Consider the following 18,951-nt stretch of genomic DNA (forward strand, 5'->3'; position numbering starts at 1 on the left):
ATTCTTTTCAGATTACCATAATACACGAAATTAAGAACCCCCGCGCGAGCATTATCCTGTGGGGGATGAAAACTTGTTCAGAGGGTTCACCCTATTGTTCAAGGGATAGAAAAATAAGGGGACAAGGAGATTATTTTGATGAGCAAAGTAATATGGCAAAACGATTGGTTTATCTGGGCAATAGCCTTAGGGATAGGGTTCCCGCTCCTGGTAATTATTCTCACAGAAATTACTCATCGTCTACAAAGACGCGGTCAGCCTATAGCAGTTACGCTCCGCCTAGTTCGTAACCGTGTCTTACCCGTCTTAGTATTCCTGCTATTTATCCAGAATGTGGTTGAATTAGACCTGGACAACAATGTTGTCAAGCTTGTCGAGACCCTGCTCTGGATATTTGTTATAGACGCCTCTCTGTCTCTAATCAATTCGGTGTTGTTTGAAGCCGCTGGAGAAAATACATGGCGAGGACGGATCCCAAAACTACTCCTAGATTTGTCAAGATTTTTTTTGGTAGCCCTTGGTGCTGCCATTGTGCTATCGAAAGTTTGGGGAGCCGACCTCGCTGGTCTAGCTACTGCCTTGGGTGTGGGTTCTATTGTTATCGGCTTGGCGCTTCAGGACTCTCTAGGCAGCGTCTTTTCTGGCGTTGCCCTACTGTTTGCTCGTCCCTTTGAAGTCGGTGATTGGTTGCAGATTGGAGACAAAGTTGGTCAGGTCATTGATATGAATTGGCGAGCTGTTCACCTGGTAACCCGGGACGGTGACATGATTATTATTCCCCATCGGGTACTTGGAGGAGAAATAGTCCTCAATTACAGCAAACCGAAACCGATTCATGTAGAAACCTTTAGGATTGACTTCGACAGTGATGATCCACCCAACCTAATTAAGCAAGTATTAAAAGAAACAGCACTGGCGACAGAAGGGATATTGAGTGATCCTTCCCCAGAGATCCGCACCATGGAATATAACGACTATCGGGGTAACTATGAGGTCAAGTTTTCTATCGAAGACTATAAGGATGCGCCCAGAATCCGTGAACAGTTGATGACCCGTATCTGGTATGCAGCCCAACGGAACAATCTTGGACCTACCATTCCGATCTATAGACTCCGTAAACTCGATAGTGACCCTAATCAGGCAGATAGCACTTTGACAAAGTTTACCGAGAGCTTGAAGTCAATGCCTGTCTTTGTCCCTGTAGCTAAACAGCAAAAGAACTTGGAGAATCTCTCGAAAGGAGCAGTCCTACAACATTTCGGTGTGGGAGAAACCGTAATCCGTCAAGGGGATCCTGGTCATGCTCTCTACATTATTATTGCTGGGAAAGCTGTACTCAACCTCAAAGATAGTTATGGTGAACAACAGGAGGTGATGACTCTGTCGAGTGGTGAGTTTTTTGGCGAAATGGCACTGTTTAGCGGCAAACCAAGCTCAGTATCCGTTACCGTTGTGGAAGATTTGCAAACTATTGCGCTTTATTCAGATCTGGTTAATCAGATGATAGAAAGTACACCAAGTCTCGCCCGTGAAATTGGTCAAATTATCGAAGCACGACGGAAAGCGATAGATGAGGTGAAACAAGCCAATCTTGCATCCAGTCTTGCATCCAGTAATGGTGCCGAGTTATCAAGTCAAGGTTAAGTGGACTATCAATCAATCATCATGGGATTGGCCTTGGCCTTTGGGCCACCCTGCGCGAAGGGCCACGCTACGCGTACGCAAAAGCTAGACAGGGGGAAGGTACTGCCTATAAGGTGGAGCCAGTGGTAGTGTAATCGGGGGTTAGTAGACAGTATTGAAAAGTATCACATAGTCTATCAAAGTATTAAATTAGTTGTTAGACTATATTCATGGCATTAATACCAATCCGTAAGGCGGTCGAACTTACGGGACTCTCCAGGAACACTTTGCGGAAGTACGCAGATAATGGCATCATCAAATGTGAACGAACCCCAAGCGGGTACCGTCTCTTTGACACAACTAGTTTACTCAGCCTTGGAAAAAGTAAAGGAAACAGAGAAGCTACGATCTGTTACTGCCGAGTCAGTAGTAACAAACAAAAAGACGACCTCGCCAGACAAATCGCCTACATGCATTCGCTCTTCCCGGAAGCGGAAATCGTCAAGGACATCGGTTCAGGACTTAACTACAAAAGAAAAGGTCTTAGAATCATATTGGAACGGCTTATGCAAGGAGATCAGCTCACAATTATTGTTGCCTGCCCTTGCAGACTTACCAGGTTCGGGTTTGAACTCTTTGAGTACTTGGTCAGTATCAACGGTGGAAAAATCTTGGTTCTCGACAACCATGAAAGTTGTCCAGAATCGGAACTTACCGCAGATCTTCTATCCATCATTCACGTCTTCTCTTGCCGCGTCCACGGACTCCGAAAATACGGCAAAAAAATCAAAGAAGATGCGAGTCTTCCTAAACCCTGAGCAACGATTGGCCGTAGGCCACGCTACGCGAACAATAGTTCGCCAGTGGTTTGGAGTGTCCCGTTATGTTTTTAATAAAACTGTCAAAATACTTTGCTCCGTAGGAGCCGCTACGCGAACATATGGCGAAGTTAAAGCTAACTGGAAAGCCATTAAGACTGGAATATTAAATGACCTACCCGAGTGGTGTAAGACAGTACCTTATCAGATTAAATCTATAGCGATTAAGGATGCTTGCACTGCTGTCAGGGAGGCAAAGAAAAAATACAAAAAGACTGGACAGATAAATCGGGTAAGATTTAGATCTCGTAAAAATCCTGTTCAGTCTTGCTACATACCCAAGTCTGCTGTCTCTAGCAAAGGGATTTACCATACAAAACTGGGTGAATTGACCTTCGCTGAGACACTTCCAGGCGATATCGGAGATTGTCGATTAACTAGCACTAATGGGGACTATTATAGCAGTCGCCAGGGCAGTTAGGACATGACAAAAGTCTCACACCCTTTGTAAGCGCAAGAGTTTGACTTCTGACTTCTGACTTCTGACTTCTGACTTCTGCTATATCTGACAGTCCCCCACAAGACTACTCAAGTAAAAACCGAGAACCAAGGTATAGTAGTAGCCTTAGACCCTGGTGTTAGAACGTTCTTGACGTTCTAAGGGCGAAAATTCTATTGGGAAAATTGGTTGTGGGGATTTTTATCGGATTCAACGACTTTGCTCTCACCTTGATAGCCTTTTATCAAAAATAAGTAAGGCAAAAAGAAAGCAAAAACGCCGAATGAGAAAAGCTGCCAGACGAATAATTATCAGAATTCAGAATCTGATTAACGAATTACATCACAAAGCTGCCCGCTTCTTAGTTAACAACTTCGACGTCATACTACTGCCCACTTTTGAAACATCTGAAATGGCCAAGAAGGGAAGCAGGAAGATCAGGTCTAAAACTGTTCGTAATTTGCTTTCTTTTGCTCATTATCGCTTCAAAGAGTTTCTCAAGCACAAAGCCTTAGAAACAGGAAAAACAATGGTAGACGTCTGTGAAGCCTATACTAGCAAAACTGTTAGCTGGACAGGTGAATTGATCAATATTGGTGGCAGTAATAAAATTAAATCAAAAATCGATGGGCGATCTATGGATTGACCTTTGGTCACGCTTTCGGCAAAGCCGACGCTGCTTGAGGTGCGAACGTGACATTAATGGCGCTCGTGGGATATTCCTGAGGGCTTTGGTAGATACACCCTGGCCCTCGTAATCAGCTTGCATTGGCGAGCCAAAATTGACTTTCTGGGAGATTATGGTAGCTAAAAAGTATCGGTTTTACCATAATTATTGTGTCTTTAGTGATAGGGAGCAAGTGATCGGGAGCGGGAAACTAGCGTGCGCCTGGCCAAAGTTCTGGCTTCCAACTTTTTGGTTAATTTGGGTTTGACCACTTTTGTGATAACATAAACAACTTAAATAACACAATTAACGGCTAAAAGTTCGGAAATTATTTTTATAATGGGAGCATGTATCCAAATCAACATAAACCCATTAGGATTTCAGCAGTTGCGCTACATATAGTGATGACGAAACCATTGCCCCCCTACAATTATGGTTAAGGAACAGAAGCAAGGGTAAGTCGAGTCAATAAAAACTAATCACAAATGACTAATGACTATTAGTTACCAATTCTTGGCAAGAGCCGCAATATAAAGGAGTTTTATCAATGAGGCGATGGCGACCGATACTGTTGCTTGTGGCTTTTGTCCTAACTATAGTTCTCTGTAACTGCGTTAGCCCTTCTAATTGGATTGGGAAAAATACCCCTGAGAGTCCTACTCCTACTGTTTCTGAGAGTCCTAGTCCCAGCCCTACTCCCAGCCCTACTCCTACTCCTAGTCCTACTCCCAGCCCTAGTCCCAGCCCTAGTCCTACTCCCAGCCCTACTCCCAGCCCTACTCCTACTCCTACTCCTACTCCTTCCCCAACTAAACCTCCTAAGGATTCCAAGGGCAGGACAATCGTTTACGGAGCAGTGGGACAACCAGAAAACCTAGAACCAGGTAATATCAGCGACCGGGAATCCCTGGTTGTCCAGAAACAAATTTACAATCGCCTGGTGGAATACAAGCTGGGAACGATTGAACTGGAACCAGGATTAGCTACTGATTGGCAAGCGTCTCGCAATAGCAGAGTTTGGACATTTAAACTGCGCCAAGGGGTAAAGTTTCATGACGGCACTGATTTCGATGCTCAAGCGGTTAAGTTCAATGTCGAGCGTTGGTGGGACCCGGAAAACAAATACGGCTATCGCGATAAAGACAGAAAGTATCAAATTTGGGCTGATTTATTTGGTGGCTTCAAGGGAAACTCGAAATCCCTATTACAACAGATAGTCATCAAAGATAAGTATACAATTCAATTTGTCCTGAAACAGCCCTTAAGCATTTTTCCAGCTATGATTGGGTCAGGCTACTTTGGTATCGCTAGCCCAACAGCCATCAAGAAAGCCGGTTCTAAGTATGGTCGTGAGTCATCTCTAGCAGTAGGGACAGGTCCATTTAAATTCAAAGAGTGGCGTAATGGCAAGGAAATTATCCTAGAAAAGAGCCCGAACTACTGGAAACCAAACCTACCTAAAGCAGAAAAGGTAATCGTGCGGTTCATCCCAGATATTGGCAAACGCCTGACCATGTTGAAATCTGGAGAGATTGACTTCACTTCAGACCTAGTTCCTAAGCAATTAGAAAATTTAGTTGGTGAGGCTAACCTCAAATCTATTTTCCGTCCCTCCTTCAACGTCGGATATCTATCCCTCAATACCAACTACAAACCCCTTGCCAAACAAAAGGTACGGATTGCGATCGCATTAGGAATTAATCAGCAAAAGATTGTTGAAAAAAATTGGCAGGGTTTAGGGGAGAGTGATGCTCACTTCACTCCACCCCTACTGGATTGGTCTGAGTCATCCAATTTTGGTAGCTATAAATATGATCCACAGCTAGCCAAGCAACTGCTGAGGGAAGCTGGCTACCCCAAAGGCTTTGACCTCGAACTGTGGTATATGAAAATTTTCCGCCCCTACTATCCTGATCCGAAAGCGATCGCACAAGGAATAGCTGATGACTTGGGTAAGATTGGCATCAAGGTTTCTTTAAAAACCAAACCCTGGAAAGATTATCTGAAAGACCGACAAAAGTCTCCTGGTTTCCAAGGGTTTATATTGGGTTGGACTGGGGAATATGGCGACCCAGATAACTTCTACTATTCCCACTTCGGACCTAATGCTACCGCTGACCTTGGACGTTGGAAAAATAACCAAATCCTAAGGTTATTGGAAACCGGTCGTAAGACCCAAGACAAGGATGCTAGGGCAAGAATCTATCGCCAAGTGGATCAAATTTTATTTGAACAAGCCGTGCGCATTCCCATTGTCCACTCCCAACCCCTTTTAGGTAAGCGCGCCAATATTCAAGGCTGGAAACCCAGTCCACTGGGTTCAGAATCCTTTGAAACTGTGGATAAGACGTAAGCTATCAGCAGTCAGCCGTCAGCCGTCAGCCGTCAGCCATTCGCGAATGGCCAAGGCTCACGCTACACCGAACAGCAGACGTAATAGATATTAAACGAATGCTGACCTGTTTTATTCAAAAGCTGATAGCTGTTCGGTGTAGCGTGCGCGTAGCGCATTAGCTGATACGCGACACGCTGATAGCTGAAGACTTACCTTATAATAACTTTTGGGACAAGTAATCCTGCTATACACAAAAGGTAAATAGTACAAGGGAACTAGTTCAATGACAAAAAAAAGGAATAAATCTAGAGACGGATTTAGGAACCGGTTACAAAGCTTTGGTTTAAACAACTTCAAGGGGATTTGGGACTTTATACAAAGCAACGACTCTCTCAGACGTAAAGTCAACAAAACTCTCATTAACAATGCCGTCTACAAAATGCCCACTCGTCCCCATAAGTTAAGCGCGATGGCAGCCTATACTTCTTGGGACTCATTAACAGACCGAACCTGGAGCGGACGACATTTACCCCCCGATCCAGAGTTCAACAAAGCAGGGAACCTTCCCCCTCTCGAAGACCTTGCTGTTTTGTTTCGCAAAAAAGAGGGGAAAACCATCTATTCCGAGAAATCTACCCTGTTGTTTCCCTATTGGGTGCAGTGGTTTACCGATGGCTTTCTGCGCACTGATCGCTACAATAAATTAAAGAATACCTCTAACCACGGTATCGATTTATCTCCCGTCTATGGATTGAACAGAAAATCTACAGACATGCTGAGATCCAATCAGGGCGGGAAACTGAAAAGCCAGATCATCAATGGTGAAGAATATCCCCTCTTCTATTACGAAGATCCAGAAAAGGGAGTGGTCAAACCAGAGTTTGATGGGTTGTATGAACCGCTCAATGATGAGAAGCGACTCGACCCAGCCAAGAAAGCCAAACTGTTTGCCATGGGTGTAGAACGAGCCAATGTCCAAATTGGCTATGTAATGCTTAATGTTCTGTGTCTGAGGGAACACAATCGCCTGTGTGATTTACTGGCTAAGCATTATCCCGATTGGGATGACGAGCGACTCTTCCAAACGGCTAGAAACATCGTGATGGTGTTAATCATGAAAATTGTGGTGGAAGAGTATATTAATCACATTACCTCCTATAACTTCAAGTTCATTGTCGATCCCCCAGCGTTTACCAATCAGAAGTGGTATCGCCAGAATTGGATGACAATTGAATTTAGTTTGGTGTATCGTTGGCACAGTGCCCTTCCCGAAGCTCTGACCTATGACAGCAAGCCAATTCCCATGGTGGATAGCCTATGGAACAATGAAATGCTGATCAATAAAGGCTTGGGACCATTGTTTGAGGAGACCTGTTCCCAACCAGGCACCAAAATTGGTTTGTTTAACACGTCAAAATTCCTAATACCTGTTGAATTAGCAAGTATCGACTTAGGTCGTGAAGCTCAACTGGCTAGCTACAATGATTACCGGGAAATGTGTCAGTTTCCTCGGGTGACAGATTTCGATCAGATCACGGGGGATGAAGATACTCAAAGGGAACTAAAACGGTTATACGGTGATGTCAACAATATAGAATTCTATGTGGGACTCTATGCCGAGGATGTGCCACCAAATGCAGCAGTAGCTCCCCTGGTTACCCGAATGATAGCAGTTGATGCCTTTTCCCAAGCATTGACCAATCCCCTGTTGGCAGAAAATATCTTCAACGAAGAAACTTTTTCTCCGGTCGGTTGGGAAGTAATACAAAACACCAATACTCTCTCAGATCTGGTAAACCGCAATACTCCACAGCAGGACAAAAACTATAAAGTAACGTTTTACCGTAATCCCTAAGCAAGGCATCGGGTATTGTCAAGCAAAAATTAAACAAAAAATTCAAGCTCTCTGATTGAGAAATCACCGGTTAAGTAAAATTTGAGTCTCAATCACCAGATCTATGGTCACTTAAGTTGACAGTACCCGATCAAATCCGCTGCTATCCTAACCCATTTTTGATCACAACCAATTCTTCAAAATTTGTCTAGAAAAAATAACCATGAAGCTATTTACAGAATATCCCGAAAAGGACGAACAAAACTATTACGACCTTGTAGCCGAGCAAGTCAGGATTCAGATGGATAAGCTTTACAAGGATCAGGAACGGGCTTTGCGAGACACCCATGCCAAAACCCACGCATCGGTGGAGGGAAACCTAGAAATTTTTGATTTTGATGAACAGAAAATTAAAAGCGAACTAGGGAAACGAACTCGGCTTACTCAAGAGCAACTCAATGGGATTTCCCTCAAGCAAGGACTCTTTGCGACACCGAAACAATATCCTGTTCAGCTGCGATTTGCCAATGGGCGAACAAATGTTGAAAACGACTATGTCGCAGACACACGCTCAATGTCTGTGAAAGTGATTGGTGTTGAAGGAGAAAGCCTAGAACAAAGCTACGAGCCAAACACTCAAGATATTATTGTTCAAAATGCCAAGATCTTTTTTATCAAAACCATCAAATATTATTATGAATTTTTTGGCTCCATAGTTGACTCAGAGCAAGCTGCCCAGAAGTGGCTCAGGAGTCATCCCAGGCAATTGCTAGCCCTAGCTAAAGTAACAGCTCGAACCCCAAAGAGTTTATTAACGGAACGGTATTGGAGTGGTTCTGCTTCTGCCCTTGGACTCAAACCAGATTTTGATCAGTCTCAACCAGGCCTAGTTCCTGTTGAGTATCCCGCTGTGATCAAATATGCGTTTACCCCTGTTTCATGCCAGCCTCCCCATCAAAGGATTCGATATCAGTCCCGACCAGGTATTCCCAAACTTCCCTTCTTCGATCGCGCCAAGGCTCTGGGATTGGATGGAAGCAAACCGGACAATTACTATCGAGACGAGCTGATCGAACAACTATCGAAAACCGATGCCCTTTATTGCTGGGACTTTGGCATCCAATTCCAAACTAACCCGAAAATGTCCATCGATGATGTCACAATTCGTTGGAGTGAGAAGAAATCACCATTTTTTACGGTTGGTCGCCTTACCGTCAAGCATCAGATCATCGATTTTGACAAACAATACGACTCTGCTGAAAACCTGCGATTTTCCCCGTGGAATGGCTTAGTGGTTCATCGTCCTGTGGGAGCTCTCAACCGGCTACGTAATATAGTTTATCCGATTGTGGCTAAGTATCGTTATCAAAAACGGGGACTCAACTATTAGTCTTTCAAGTTAAGCATACATGTTACTTGTTACTTGTTAGTTCTTAGTTGCCAATTTTAAATGTTCAAGTAACAAGTAAGGAACACCCAGGAATTATACCCAGAGAATTATAACTATTCAACCGGACTCGATATTAGTTGTTTTCTGGCAAGCCTCTGAGCCGGGAAACCATACTCCCTGTACCAATAACTAAAAGTCCCAATATCACTGAAGGTTCGGGAACACTGATAGGAACAGACCTGATACTCAGTGCATTAATAGCGAAAGGTACATCAAGGCCCTCTTCTTTGGCATTGAGCACCAAGGTTTTGATGTCACCACTGCTATCAAACAGGCCAGTAAAGATCACGCCGCTGCCAGCATCCCTCTGGCTTACACCTGGACGTTCAAAATTTCCTAGACTATTTCCCAAGCTATCAAACGCTTCAATGGTTGCTATGTAGTCAAAAATTTCTATAGGATCGGATTGAATTTGTGTCCCAACACCAAAGACTGGAGTATCAAAGGTAATAGTCAGTGGACCAGGATTAGCAAGGCCTGTAAATAGAAGGGCATCCCCTACATCAAATGCACCAGGGAAAACAGGAGTTTGATCAATACGGAGAAACTCTCCAGCAGGGATGCTGACATTTAAATCAATACCGACCGCTGAAGTAGCTGAAAATCGGTTAGGTAGGGTGGGAAAAGGTGGTGCTACAACAACCTCAGCTACTTCAGACCAATCTAGGAAATCATTAGGCTTTAAGGCTTCTCTAGTATCTATAAATATTGCGGCTTGGGCAGTACTTGTGACTAATACAGTTCCTAGGGCAGTTGCTAATAAGGTTTTCATTGCTGTTGACTACAAATTATTTTCGTAGTTCATCATATAGTTCATTTAGATCTACTAATCTATAGCAGAAGTAATTTTATTGGAATCTTTATATACTTAAGGAATGTGAAAAAAAATCTTGCTAAAATCTTTATAGATCAGAACCTGAGGGGGTGACAGTTCGGCTATAATTATTATCTGGTCTGGATTTATTCAATTCAGTTACCAAACTTATAAATAAACCCGATGTTTCGACCACTTGGATGAAAGAATCAGGGATTGAGTTTCCAGTAATTGAAAATATGCTCATGACTGTCTATATATAGTTTGGGATTATAAGTTTGGGCTCATAGTGACCTTAAACTTAGAGCTGGCAAGTACTTTGGGTCCCTTGTCGCCCCCCCAGCTCCTTCGTCATAAGTTAGCTATCAGCATTAAGCTAACGCCATAGCAGTTTCCACAAGACTAAATCACCGCAATGCATTCAATCTCGACTAAAACATCCTTAGGTAGTCGGGAAACCTCAACACAGGCACGAGCTGGAGCATCTTCCTCGTTAAAGTATTTGGCATAGATCTGATTTACTGTAGCAAAATCATTCATATCTGCCAGAAATACGGTGGTTTTGACTATGTCCGGGATTTTAGCTCCAGCAGCGACTAGGATAGCTTCAAGATTAGCCATTACCTGTTCTGTCTGCTTGGCTACATCATTATCACCAACAATCTCACCGGTGCTAGGGTCAAGGGGAATTTGACCAGCTACAAAAATCATTTGACCGCTGACTGCGATCGCTTGATTGTATGGTCCTACGGGTGCTGGGGCATTGGGGGTACGGATAATCTTTCGTGTCATAGTCTTCAGTAGTTCCAGGATGGACAAGTTAACACATTCCAAGATAGCAGTTTGAGCATTCCCATCTCAGCCTTATCCCTGACCGATAAGTCTTGACCTTGGTAGTGAGGAGGTGAAGAATAGGGGGATGATGGGTAATAGTGGTATTAGTAGGATGAGGGGCAAGAAAGTGCTATGTCATCAATGCACCTCATTATCACTAGTATTCAGTAATCAGGACTGACGCACCAAGACCCTTCAAACCGGGTTTCTGTTTGTCTTGATGCAGTCGCTCATGGGGGGAACCCCCAAGACCGCGCTGCATCGCTATAAATCAAAGGCTGAAATCCAGTAATTATATTAAGAAACCCGATTTATGCTTAATTACTTTAACCATTAACTATTAACAATAGTAACAATTAACCATTAATTATTATATACTGAGTCTAGATTTTTGAGATGATATTTGCTACTAGTTAAACACCCTAAAAACTAATAATTTAAAAAAAATTTTTAATGAAAAATAAAATCCTGAACACTATAGATGAACTAGGTATTCGATTTGTGCGTATCATCTGGTGCGACAATGCTAACATCATCCGTGGTAAAGCAGTCCACTGGAAAACCTTACCAGACTACCTCAAGCACGGTGTGGGCATTTCAGCAGCCCAGCAAGCTCTACCGGTGATGTATGATGTCCCAGTCCCAGGCAGTGGCTTGGGACCCATCGGTGAAATCCGCTTAGTACCGGATTGGGAAACCTTAACCCCCTTACCCTATGCTCCTGGTCATGCCCGTGTGTTTGGGGATATGGTCAACAATGGTAGCCCATGGCCGTATTGTCCCCGAAACTTCCTCAAAAGGATGGTAGCAGAAGCGGAAAGTGAGGGCTTACAAGTGGTTGCTGCATTTGAAAATGAGTTTTACCTGCTGCAGCCAACCCCTGAGGGGATTCTACCGGTAGACAATACCGTATTTGCCTCGACGCTGGCAATGGATCAACATCAAGAGGTGATTGACCACATTGCTGAAGCCTTGGTGGAGCAAGGGATGCCCGTAGAGCAGTATTACCCAGAATGTGGTCCTGGTCAACAGGAAATTTCTATACTGTACACCCAAGCCCTACCAGCGGCAGATCAACAAATAGCCTTCCGGGAGACAGTAAAAGCGATCGCATTTCAACATCACCTGGTTGCCTCATTTCTGCCCAAAATCCTAGCTGACCAAGCTGGTAATGGTTGTCACCTCCACATCAGCCTATGGCGGGATGGGAAAAACCTGTTACTCAATCCAGAAGGGGATGGGGGGCTTTCCCAAGTCGCCTGTCAGTTTATTGCTGGAATGTTACAGCATTTACCAGCTTTAATGGCACTAACTACACCCAGTACTAATTCCTATCGACGGATTCGCCCTCATTGTTGGAGCGGTGCGTTCCGTTGTTGGGGAATCGATAACCGAGAGGCAGCGGTAAGGGTACCGAGTAACCCAGACGGTGAGAGTCCAACCAATTTTGAACTAAAAACTGTTGATGCTTCTTCTAATCCTTATCTAGCCTTGGGAGCAGTAATTGCGGCTGGCTTGGATGGAATTCGTAACAGTTTGGAATTGGGAGAAGCCGTGGCAGTGGATCCGGGACATTTGACAGAATTAGAACGTAGTCAGAGGGGTATTGAGTTATTGCCAACTACTTTAGGGGAAGCGATTGGTAACTTAAGTGGTGATCAAATACTGTTGGATGCCTTAGGAGTAGAATTGGCTCAAGCCTATCTAGCAGTAAGGAAAGCCGAGTGGGAAGCAATGAAAGATTTTGAGTTGGAGGAGGAAGTCGAGCTTTTATTAGAGCGATATTGAGCCAATTGATATTGGTGAGAATTCAGCTATAAGCTTATAGCTTATAGCTTACGCATAGTTGTTTATATTTCGAATTATAAAGGGAACGTGATAGGATAAAAAATCCCACTTGTTCTAATCGCAACCGTGTTTATCTTTGATTAGCAAGAGGGCAACGTTTGACTTCGTATGATGCCTGTTGTGTACCCCTGATTCGGCTTATTGCTACCTCCAATCTACTCAGCTTTTCTTGTAAACCACGGTACTGAATTTCAGCAACACGTAGATTCTCTGCTGCAACTTGCTTTTTATCGTTTAACTGACGTAGTTTTCCCTGAGATACATTTATGTTCTCTTCCAAACTGCGTATTTTTCCTCGAAGAGCAACTAAACGCTCTTGTGATGTATGTACTTCACTGCGGAAAGTATCTCGCTGTTTTTGTAGGGTTTTGATTTCCCTTCCCACAGCTACTCGTTTCTGGTCTAAGCCTCGTTGTTCACGGCGAGAGGCTTCTAGCCGTTCTTGGGCAGTTTTGATTTCCCTTCCCACAGCTACTCGTTTCTGGTCTAAGCCTCGTTGTTCACGGCGAGAGGCTTCTAGCCGTCCTTGGGAAGTTTTAATTTGCCCTCGCACAGCCACTAGTTTCTGGTCTAAGCCTCGTTGTTCACGGCGAGAGGCTTCTAGCCGTTCTTGGGCAGTTTTGATTTCCCTTCCTACAGCCACTAGTTTCTGTTCTAAACTTTGGCGTTCTGCCTTGAAAGATTTAAACCGTTCTTGGATAGTTTGAATTTCGCCTCTGAGAGCCACTAACTGCTGCTGAGATTGACGCACTTGGGCTTGAGACGATTCTAGTTGTGATTGTGCGGTTTGAATTTTGCCTGTCAGAGCCACTAACTGCTGCTGAGATTGACGCACTTGGGCTTGAGACGATTCTAGTTGTGATTGTGCGGTTTGAGTTTTGCCTGTCAGAGCCACTAACTGCTGCTGAGATTGACGCACTTGGGCTTGAGACGATTCAAGCTGTGCTGTTGCTGTCTGGGTTTCACTGCGAAGGAGAAGGAGTTTGTCTTCAGCCGTGCTGATCTCAGTGCGAACTGCAACAAGTCTTTGCTGTGAGGTTTGTAACTCCCCTTGAGATTCTCCTGAAGTTTGTAAAACTGTCAGTAATCCAGCGACTTCCACATCGTCAGGCTCGTATTTTGCTGCTTTTTTAAAGGAAGCGATCGCATGTTCGTAGGGACCGATGCGATAGAGGGCAAATCCTCGCTGTTTCCAAGCCAAAGAGTTTTGAGCATCAAGTTGAATCGCCTTGTCAAAATCGGTGATTGCTTTTTCATATCGACCGAGTTGATAAAAAGCTGTGCCTCGGTCAATCCAAATTGAAGCAGCTTTGGCATCCACTTCCAGTACTTGGTTGTAGAATGCGATCGCCTCAGAATACCGTTTCAAATCATAAAGCAGCACACTGGCAATTTTTTTGGGAATAATTGTCTGTACCAACTGCTGTTCAAATTCTGATGTGGCTTGAATTGAAACTGCTTGCTTCCAGGCCGTAATCACCGCATCGTATCGTTTTAGTTTATGGTTTGCCTTGCCTTTCTCAAACCACGCTAAAAGGTAATTGGGCTTAATTTTAATCGCTTGATCATAGGAAGCGATCGCGGCTTCGTACTGGCCCAAGCTACTCAACGTATCCCCTCGCCAATACCAAGCTAAGAAAGAGTCTGGCTGAAGTTTTACAATCTGCGACCGTATCGTTATCTCTTCACTATACTTACCAATTCCTCGTAACTGACTGGCTTGTTGCCACAACTCATTGATCATTCTCCCTTGTGCAGCAACTTTCTCTGTCGAGGCGTTACGGTGGTCAAAATCCATCTGAGCAACGACAGTTTGAGCATTAGCACTAGCCATACTTGTCGTGATCAAAGTAGCTAGGGATACTACTACTTGAAACGGTAAATTTTTCATGTTTGGTGGTTAAGCAGTATTCTAGTTGACTTAAAATCAGGGATTACAGTCATAATATTACCAGCAATCTTAGCAAAGACACAGTTACCAAATACACAGTTAGAGGTATCACCATCCAAATGGTTTACCCCACCAACAACTAAAGCGATCGCTACCAATCCTCCAAACAGACCCTAGGCGTCTTCGGGTACTTCCTGCCTTCGTAGTTCAATAAACTTTTTTTTACGTTAACTACCAGACAATTATCTCTAGCATCTAATCATCTGAAATGATTAACCTGTGGACTATCAACGCTATTGACCAACACGCTCACAACCTGCTAACTCCTGAAGCTGCTGCTAATTATCCCTATCCTGCCTTCTTCAGTGAAGCCTATGACCCTGAGATGATTAATCATCATGCCCGTCACAGCCTTTTCTACAAACGAAGCCTTCGGGATATTTCCCAACTCTTAGAGTGTGAACCAGAGGAAGAGGCAATTCTTGAACGTCGCCAGCAATTGGGATTAAAAAAACTAACCCAGCAGTGTTTTAAATCATCTCAACTAGAAGCAATTTTCTTAGATGATGGTTTTCTGCCAAATAAGATTCTTCCTAGAGAATGGCATGAACAATTTCTGCCAGTAAAGCACATCCTTCGTTTGGAATATCTAGCAGAAAATCTCATCCGTGAGATAGATGACTTTGCTACCTTCCTAGACCATTTCCGCTACAACATTGACCCACCACCACCAGGAGTGGTAGGCTTCAAGAGTATTGCTGCCTATCGTACAGGTTTGGATATCCAACAGATACCACAGGAGGTAGCTAAGGAATGTTTTGATTCCTTCAAGCAAGAGGTCTTGAGGGGAAAACCCCTGCGGCTGGTAGATAAGCCTTTAATTGATTTTTTGATTACCCAAGCGCTAGAGATGGCGGCTAAACATGGACTACCTGTGCAGTTTCATACAGGGTTTGGTGACCCAGATTTAGACTTGCCGCTGGCTAATCCAGTTTATATGCGTTCGCTTTTGGAAGACCAACGCTTCCGTAACGCTCCGATTGTCCTGCTGCATGGGTCTTATCCCTATACCCAAGAAGCTGGTTATCTAGCAGCGGTCTATCCTCAGGTGTATTTAGATTTCGGGTTAGCGGTGCCTTTTTTAAGTGTAGCTGGGATGCGTAACGTAGTGCAGCAGTTATTGGAATTTGTGCCAACCAGTAAACTGATGTATTCTTCTGATGCTCACAATATCCCGGAATTATATTACTTGGGAGCCAAGTGGGCACGGATAGTATTGGCACAGGTTTTGGAGGGAGCGATTCACGATGGGGATTTGACTGCTAAGGAGGCGGAGTCGGTTGCTATGGGGATTTTGTGTGATAATGCTCGTGTGCTTTATGGGGCTAATGGTTCTTGATGAAACCGCAAAAGCCCATAGACGCGCTAGCGCTTCGGTGCAGGGTAAGACGGGAAGAGGAAAAGGAGGATTCGAGTTTCTGTTTTCCGGAGACAGTGGCAGGAATGGTGGAGTTAAAAGAAGTAGATGAAATTTAATTACCACCCTGAGCCGTTCCTTCGGGCTTAGGGTTTTTTTGCTGCACTTTCTGCCAACATTCAACAATTACCCAAATCTTAAGATAGCTCAGCTAAAGTTATTAGCAAGTTATTTTGATTCCTGCGCTTAAAGTCTTAGGGGTTTTGTTATTGTTAGGTGGTAATATTAGAAATAAACAATAAATAGTTAACGATAGACTAACTAAACATTAATTACTAGTCAGTAGCTAACATAAGGCGAAAAATAAACCTGTTTTTATGTTCCCTCTCCTCCTATCCGTTACATCCATTACCCATAAGTTGCAGTATCTCTCCTATATTGGTATTTTTAGCTTACCTTAACCCAACACAATTTTAAGATGACCCGTGTAATTGGCTTAATGAGCGGTACATCTGTAGATGGCATCGATGCTGCACTAGTAGAAATTTCTGGCTCAGACTTAGATTTAAAGATTGAGCTACTGGCTGGTGCTACCTATGGCTACCCCACTGAACTCAGGGAAAAAATTCTAGCTGTCTGTGCTGGAAGTCCCCTATCCATGGCAGCATTGGCAGCATTGGATGATGCGATCGCATTTCAATTTGCCCAAGCAGCATTGGCAATTGGGAGTGGTCATCCCCCCGCTGAGTTAATTGGCTCCCATGGTCAAACAGTATACCATCGACCATTAGGGGTTAATGTTGTTCGGGTAGCGTGGCCTATTGGCCAAGGTTCATCCGAGTTGAAAGTTGACAGGTTGAAAGTTGAAAGTTTTCCAGACAACCTGCAACCTGCTAACCTACCCTACTCGAACGCCAAAGGCGAACAACCTGATAACCTTCAACCTGCTAACCTTCAACCTGCTAACCTTCAACCTGCTAACCTTCAACCTACTAACCTTCAACCTGCTAACCTTCAACCTGCTAACCTTCAACCTACTAACCTTCAACCTGCTAACCTTCAACCTGCTAACCTTCAACCTGCTAACCTTGGCCAAAAGGCCACGCTACCCGAACAACCTGTAACGACTCTGGGATATAGCCTTCAACTAGGACGGGGAGAGGTGATTGCTGAGATTACCGGTATCAAGACCATCAGCAATTTCCGTGTGGCTGACATTGCTGCTGGGGGAGAAGGTGCGCCTCTGGTTCCTAAGATAGATGCTTGTTTGCTCCGCTCATCCACCCATAACCGATGTATCCAAAATATTGGTGGTATTAGTAATGTTACTTACTTGCCAGTTAGTGAAGGGAACTGGTTGGAACAGGTATATGGCTGGGATACTGGTCCGGGGAATGCCCTGTTAGATCTGGCTGTCGAGTATTTTACCAACGGTAGAAAAACCTATGATTACAATGGAGAGTGGGCAGCGAGTGGCACTCCCTGTGAGGCTCTGGTCGAACAGTGGCTTGCTCAAGAGTTCTTCAAGATACCGCCACCAAAATCTACCGGACGGGAGTTGTTTAGTCGAGATTATCTCAAGCAGTGTTTGGTAGAAAGTGAAGCCTATAACCTTGCTCCTGCTGATTTCCTGGCAACACTCACAGAACTAACTGTTGCCTCTATTGTTGAGAGCTATCGCAACTTCTTGCCTCAAATGCCAGACCAAGTACTATTGTGTGGTGGAGGGGCAAGCAATCTATACTTGAAGCAACGGCTGCAAATTAGACTAGATTCGGTGCCAGTATTAACCACTGACCAGGTTGGGTTAAGTCGGGATTTTAAAGAAGCGATCGCATTTGCTGTTTTGGCTCATTGGCGTAACCTGGGTATTCCCGGCAATCTACCTCAAGTAACCGGTGCTTCAGAGGCTGTATGTTTAGGAAACCTCTATTCTCCGAGATCGCAACACCAGTCATCCTAAAACTCAGTATTTTAGCGATGCAGCGCGGTCTTGGGGGTCCCCCCCACTCGCTATTGCATCAAGACAGGGATCGTAAGCGTTGTGAAATGCAGTTAATCAGCTGCTCTTGCCATATCAGCTTAGAATCCCCCGTGGGTGAGTCTGGGGGAGAGTTTAACTAGTTTGTCTGTTGCTCCGTAGCAGTTGGGCTACTCGTGGAAGTTTGCCAATGGGATAACCTGAGGGGGTAAACCCCACAACCTTAGGTATAGCAGCTAGAATGAGTGGGGAATGAGAGGGTAATATTCAGTAACAGATAAAGAGTAACACTGTGGCTCACACCTTTTTATTGGAGGAAGGACGCTGGACACTTCGGGGCAATTGGCTGGAACGCAATGGAAAATTAATTGTAGTCAGAGGTGGGACTATGGTTACCTGGAGTCGGGAAAACTGGTTTACTATGGTCACAAGACTGGTTTTTCCCAATAGTGAACGGGAGGATATCTCTTGCCAGTATCTAGGGCGTCTCGATACTGGCGAGCCCAAGTATACCTTTGTCTTACAGCACAGCCTCCTAGGTCGTGTCGAGGGAGAAGGATGGGTGGCTCCAGAATCCATTGTGCAACGGTATTGGGTATTAGGGGATCGCCAACGACGCAGTGGTTTTGAAACCCGGTATCAACGTAATGAAAATATATACTACCTCTCCAGTAGCATTATGGCAGGTCATTATCTCAATAGCACAATGGAAGCAACTTTGGAACGTCAGCCACAATAGAAGTATTCTGGAATTAAGGAAGTTTTAAAAGCAGTACGCCTGTGACCGTTGCTATTGAGTTCATCTTCCTTAGTCCTTAGTCAGTTTTGTCCTTAGTCAGTTTTGTCCTTAGTCCTTTGTGATCCACATTAAGTCTCCTGGTATTAACAAAAGACCAATGACCAATGACCAATTAGCGATGACTAGAGACTAATGATTCAT

General features: G+C 44.2%; 13 protein-coding genes and 2 pseudogenes. 11 read left to right on the forward strand and 4 right to left on the reverse strand.

Annotated features, from left to right (window positions below; translation table 11 throughout):
* The first annotated feature begins 138 nt into the window (after window positions 1-138).
* From F6K37_RS04935 to F6K37_RS04955, 5 genes and pseudogenes are all read left to right on the forward strand, one after another.
* Entirely contained in the window at window positions 139-1,644 is a 1,506-nt protein-coding gene (locus tag F6K37_RS04935; protein ID WP_009148866.1) for a mechanosensitive ion channel family protein, read from the forward strand.
* Between the two features lie 209 nt (window positions 1,645-1,853).
* Window positions 1,854-2,441, forward strand: a complete 588-nt coding sequence (locus F6K37_RS04940) for an IS607 family transposase (protein ID WP_009148864.1) — start codon at window positions 1,854-1,856, stop codon at window positions 2,439-2,441.
* Window positions 2,419-2,898, forward strand: a pseudogene (locus F6K37_RS04945) (nuclease/transposase family protein); the annotation flags it as partial. The gene F6K37_RS04940 and the pseudogene F6K37_RS04945, both read left to right, overlap by 23 nt.
* A 105-nt stretch (window positions 2,899-3,003) precedes the next feature.
* Window positions 3,004-3,726: pseudogene (locus F6K37_RS45385) on the forward strand (zinc ribbon domain-containing protein); the annotation flags it as partial.
* 428 nt (window positions 3,727-4,154) lie between these two features.
* The gene (locus F6K37_RS04955) at window positions 4,155-5,960 is read left to right on the forward strand and encodes an ABC transporter substrate-binding protein (RefSeq protein WP_287248606.1); all 1,806 of its coding nucleotides are present in this window, start codon (window positions 4,155-4,157) and stop codon (window positions 5,958-5,960) included.
* A 111-nt stretch (window positions 5,961-6,071) separates the two neighbouring features.
* On the opposite strand, the gene F6K37_RS04960 is transcribed toward F6K37_RS04955, so the two are convergent.
* The gene (locus F6K37_RS04960) at window positions 6,072-6,212 is read right to left on the reverse strand and encodes a hypothetical protein (protein ID WP_287248608.1); all 141 of its coding nucleotides are present in this window, start codon (window positions 6,210-6,212) and stop codon (window positions 6,072-6,074) included.
* Window positions 6,213-6,225: 13 nt separating this feature from the next.
* Between F6K37_RS04960 and F6K37_RS04965 the strand changes: the two genes are divergently transcribed.
* Together F6K37_RS04965 and F6K37_RS04970 are read left to right on the forward strand one after the other, a co-directional pair.
* Entirely contained in the window at window positions 6,226-7,797 is a 1,572-nt protein-coding gene (locus F6K37_RS04965; protein ID WP_287248610.1) for a peroxidase family protein, read from the forward strand.
* Between the two features lie 202 nt (window positions 7,798-7,999).
* The gene (locus F6K37_RS04970) at window positions 8,000-9,166 is read left to right on the forward strand and encodes a catalase family protein (RefSeq protein ID WP_287248613.1); all 1,167 of its coding nucleotides are present in this window, start codon (window positions 8,000-8,002) and stop codon (window positions 9,164-9,166) included.
* Between the two features lie 133 nt (window positions 9,167-9,299).
* Here F6K37_RS04970 and F6K37_RS04975 read toward each other — a convergent pair whose 3' ends face one another.
* Both F6K37_RS04975 and F6K37_RS04980 read right to left on the reverse strand, forming a co-directional pair.
* The gene (locus tag F6K37_RS04975; RefSeq protein WP_009148848.1) at window positions 9,300-9,998 is read right to left on the reverse strand and encodes a PEP-CTERM sorting domain-containing protein; all 699 of its coding nucleotides are present in this window, start codon (window positions 9,996-9,998) and stop codon (window positions 9,300-9,302) included.
* A 444-nt stretch (window positions 9,999-10,442) separates the two neighbouring features.
* The gene (locus F6K37_RS04980) at window positions 10,443-10,832 is read right to left on the reverse strand and encodes a RidA family protein (protein WP_009148845.1); all 390 of its coding nucleotides are present in this window, start codon (window positions 10,830-10,832) and stop codon (window positions 10,443-10,445) included.
* Between the two features lie 495 nt (window positions 10,833-11,327).
* On the opposite strand from F6K37_RS04980, the gene F6K37_RS04985 reads away from it, so the two are divergent.
* Window positions 11,328-12,662 carry a glutamine synthetase family protein gene (locus F6K37_RS04985; RefSeq protein ID WP_287248618.1) on the forward strand — a complete coding sequence of 445 codons (1,335 nt, stop codon included), beginning with the start codon at window positions 11,328-11,330 and terminating at the stop codon, window positions 12,660-12,662.
* A gap of 130 nt (window positions 12,663-12,792) precedes the next feature.
* On the opposite strand, the gene F6K37_RS04990 is transcribed toward F6K37_RS04985, so the two are convergent.
* A complete protein-coding gene (locus F6K37_RS04990) occupies window positions 12,793-14,613 on the reverse strand; it encodes a tetratricopeptide repeat protein (protein WP_287248620.1) in 1,821 nt (606 codons plus the stop codon).
* Between the two features lie 268 nt (window positions 14,614-14,881).
* Here F6K37_RS04990 and F6K37_RS04995 point away from each other — a divergent pair, with 268 nt between their 5' ends.
* The 3 genes from F6K37_RS04995 (at window position 14,882) to F6K37_RS05005 (ending at window position 18,750) form a co-directional block, all read left to right on the forward strand.
* Window positions 14,882-16,012 (forward strand): amidohydrolase family protein, encoded by a 1,131-nt coding sequence (locus tag F6K37_RS04995; RefSeq protein ID WP_009148806.1) that lies wholly within the window; start codon window positions 14,882-14,884, stop codon window positions 16,010-16,012.
* Between the two features lie 496 nt (window positions 16,013-16,508).
* Window positions 16,509-17,993 carry an anhydro-N-acetylmuramic acid kinase gene (locus tag F6K37_RS05000; RefSeq protein WP_009148802.1) on the forward strand — a complete coding sequence of 495 codons (1,485 nt, stop codon included), beginning with the start codon at window positions 16,509-16,511 and terminating at the stop codon, window positions 17,991-17,993.
* 310 nt (window positions 17,994-18,303) lie between these two features.
* Entirely contained in the window at window positions 18,304-18,750 is a 447-nt protein-coding gene (locus F6K37_RS05005; protein WP_009148800.1) for a hypothetical protein, read from the forward strand.
* The last annotated feature ends 201 nt before the right edge of the window (window positions 18,751-18,951 follow it).

This window comes from Moorena sp. SIO4E2, from assembly GCF_010671945.1.
In the GTDB taxonomy this organism is placed as follows: Bacteria; Cyanobacteriota; Cyanobacteriia; order Cyanobacteriales; family Coleofasciculaceae; genus Moorena; species Moorena producens.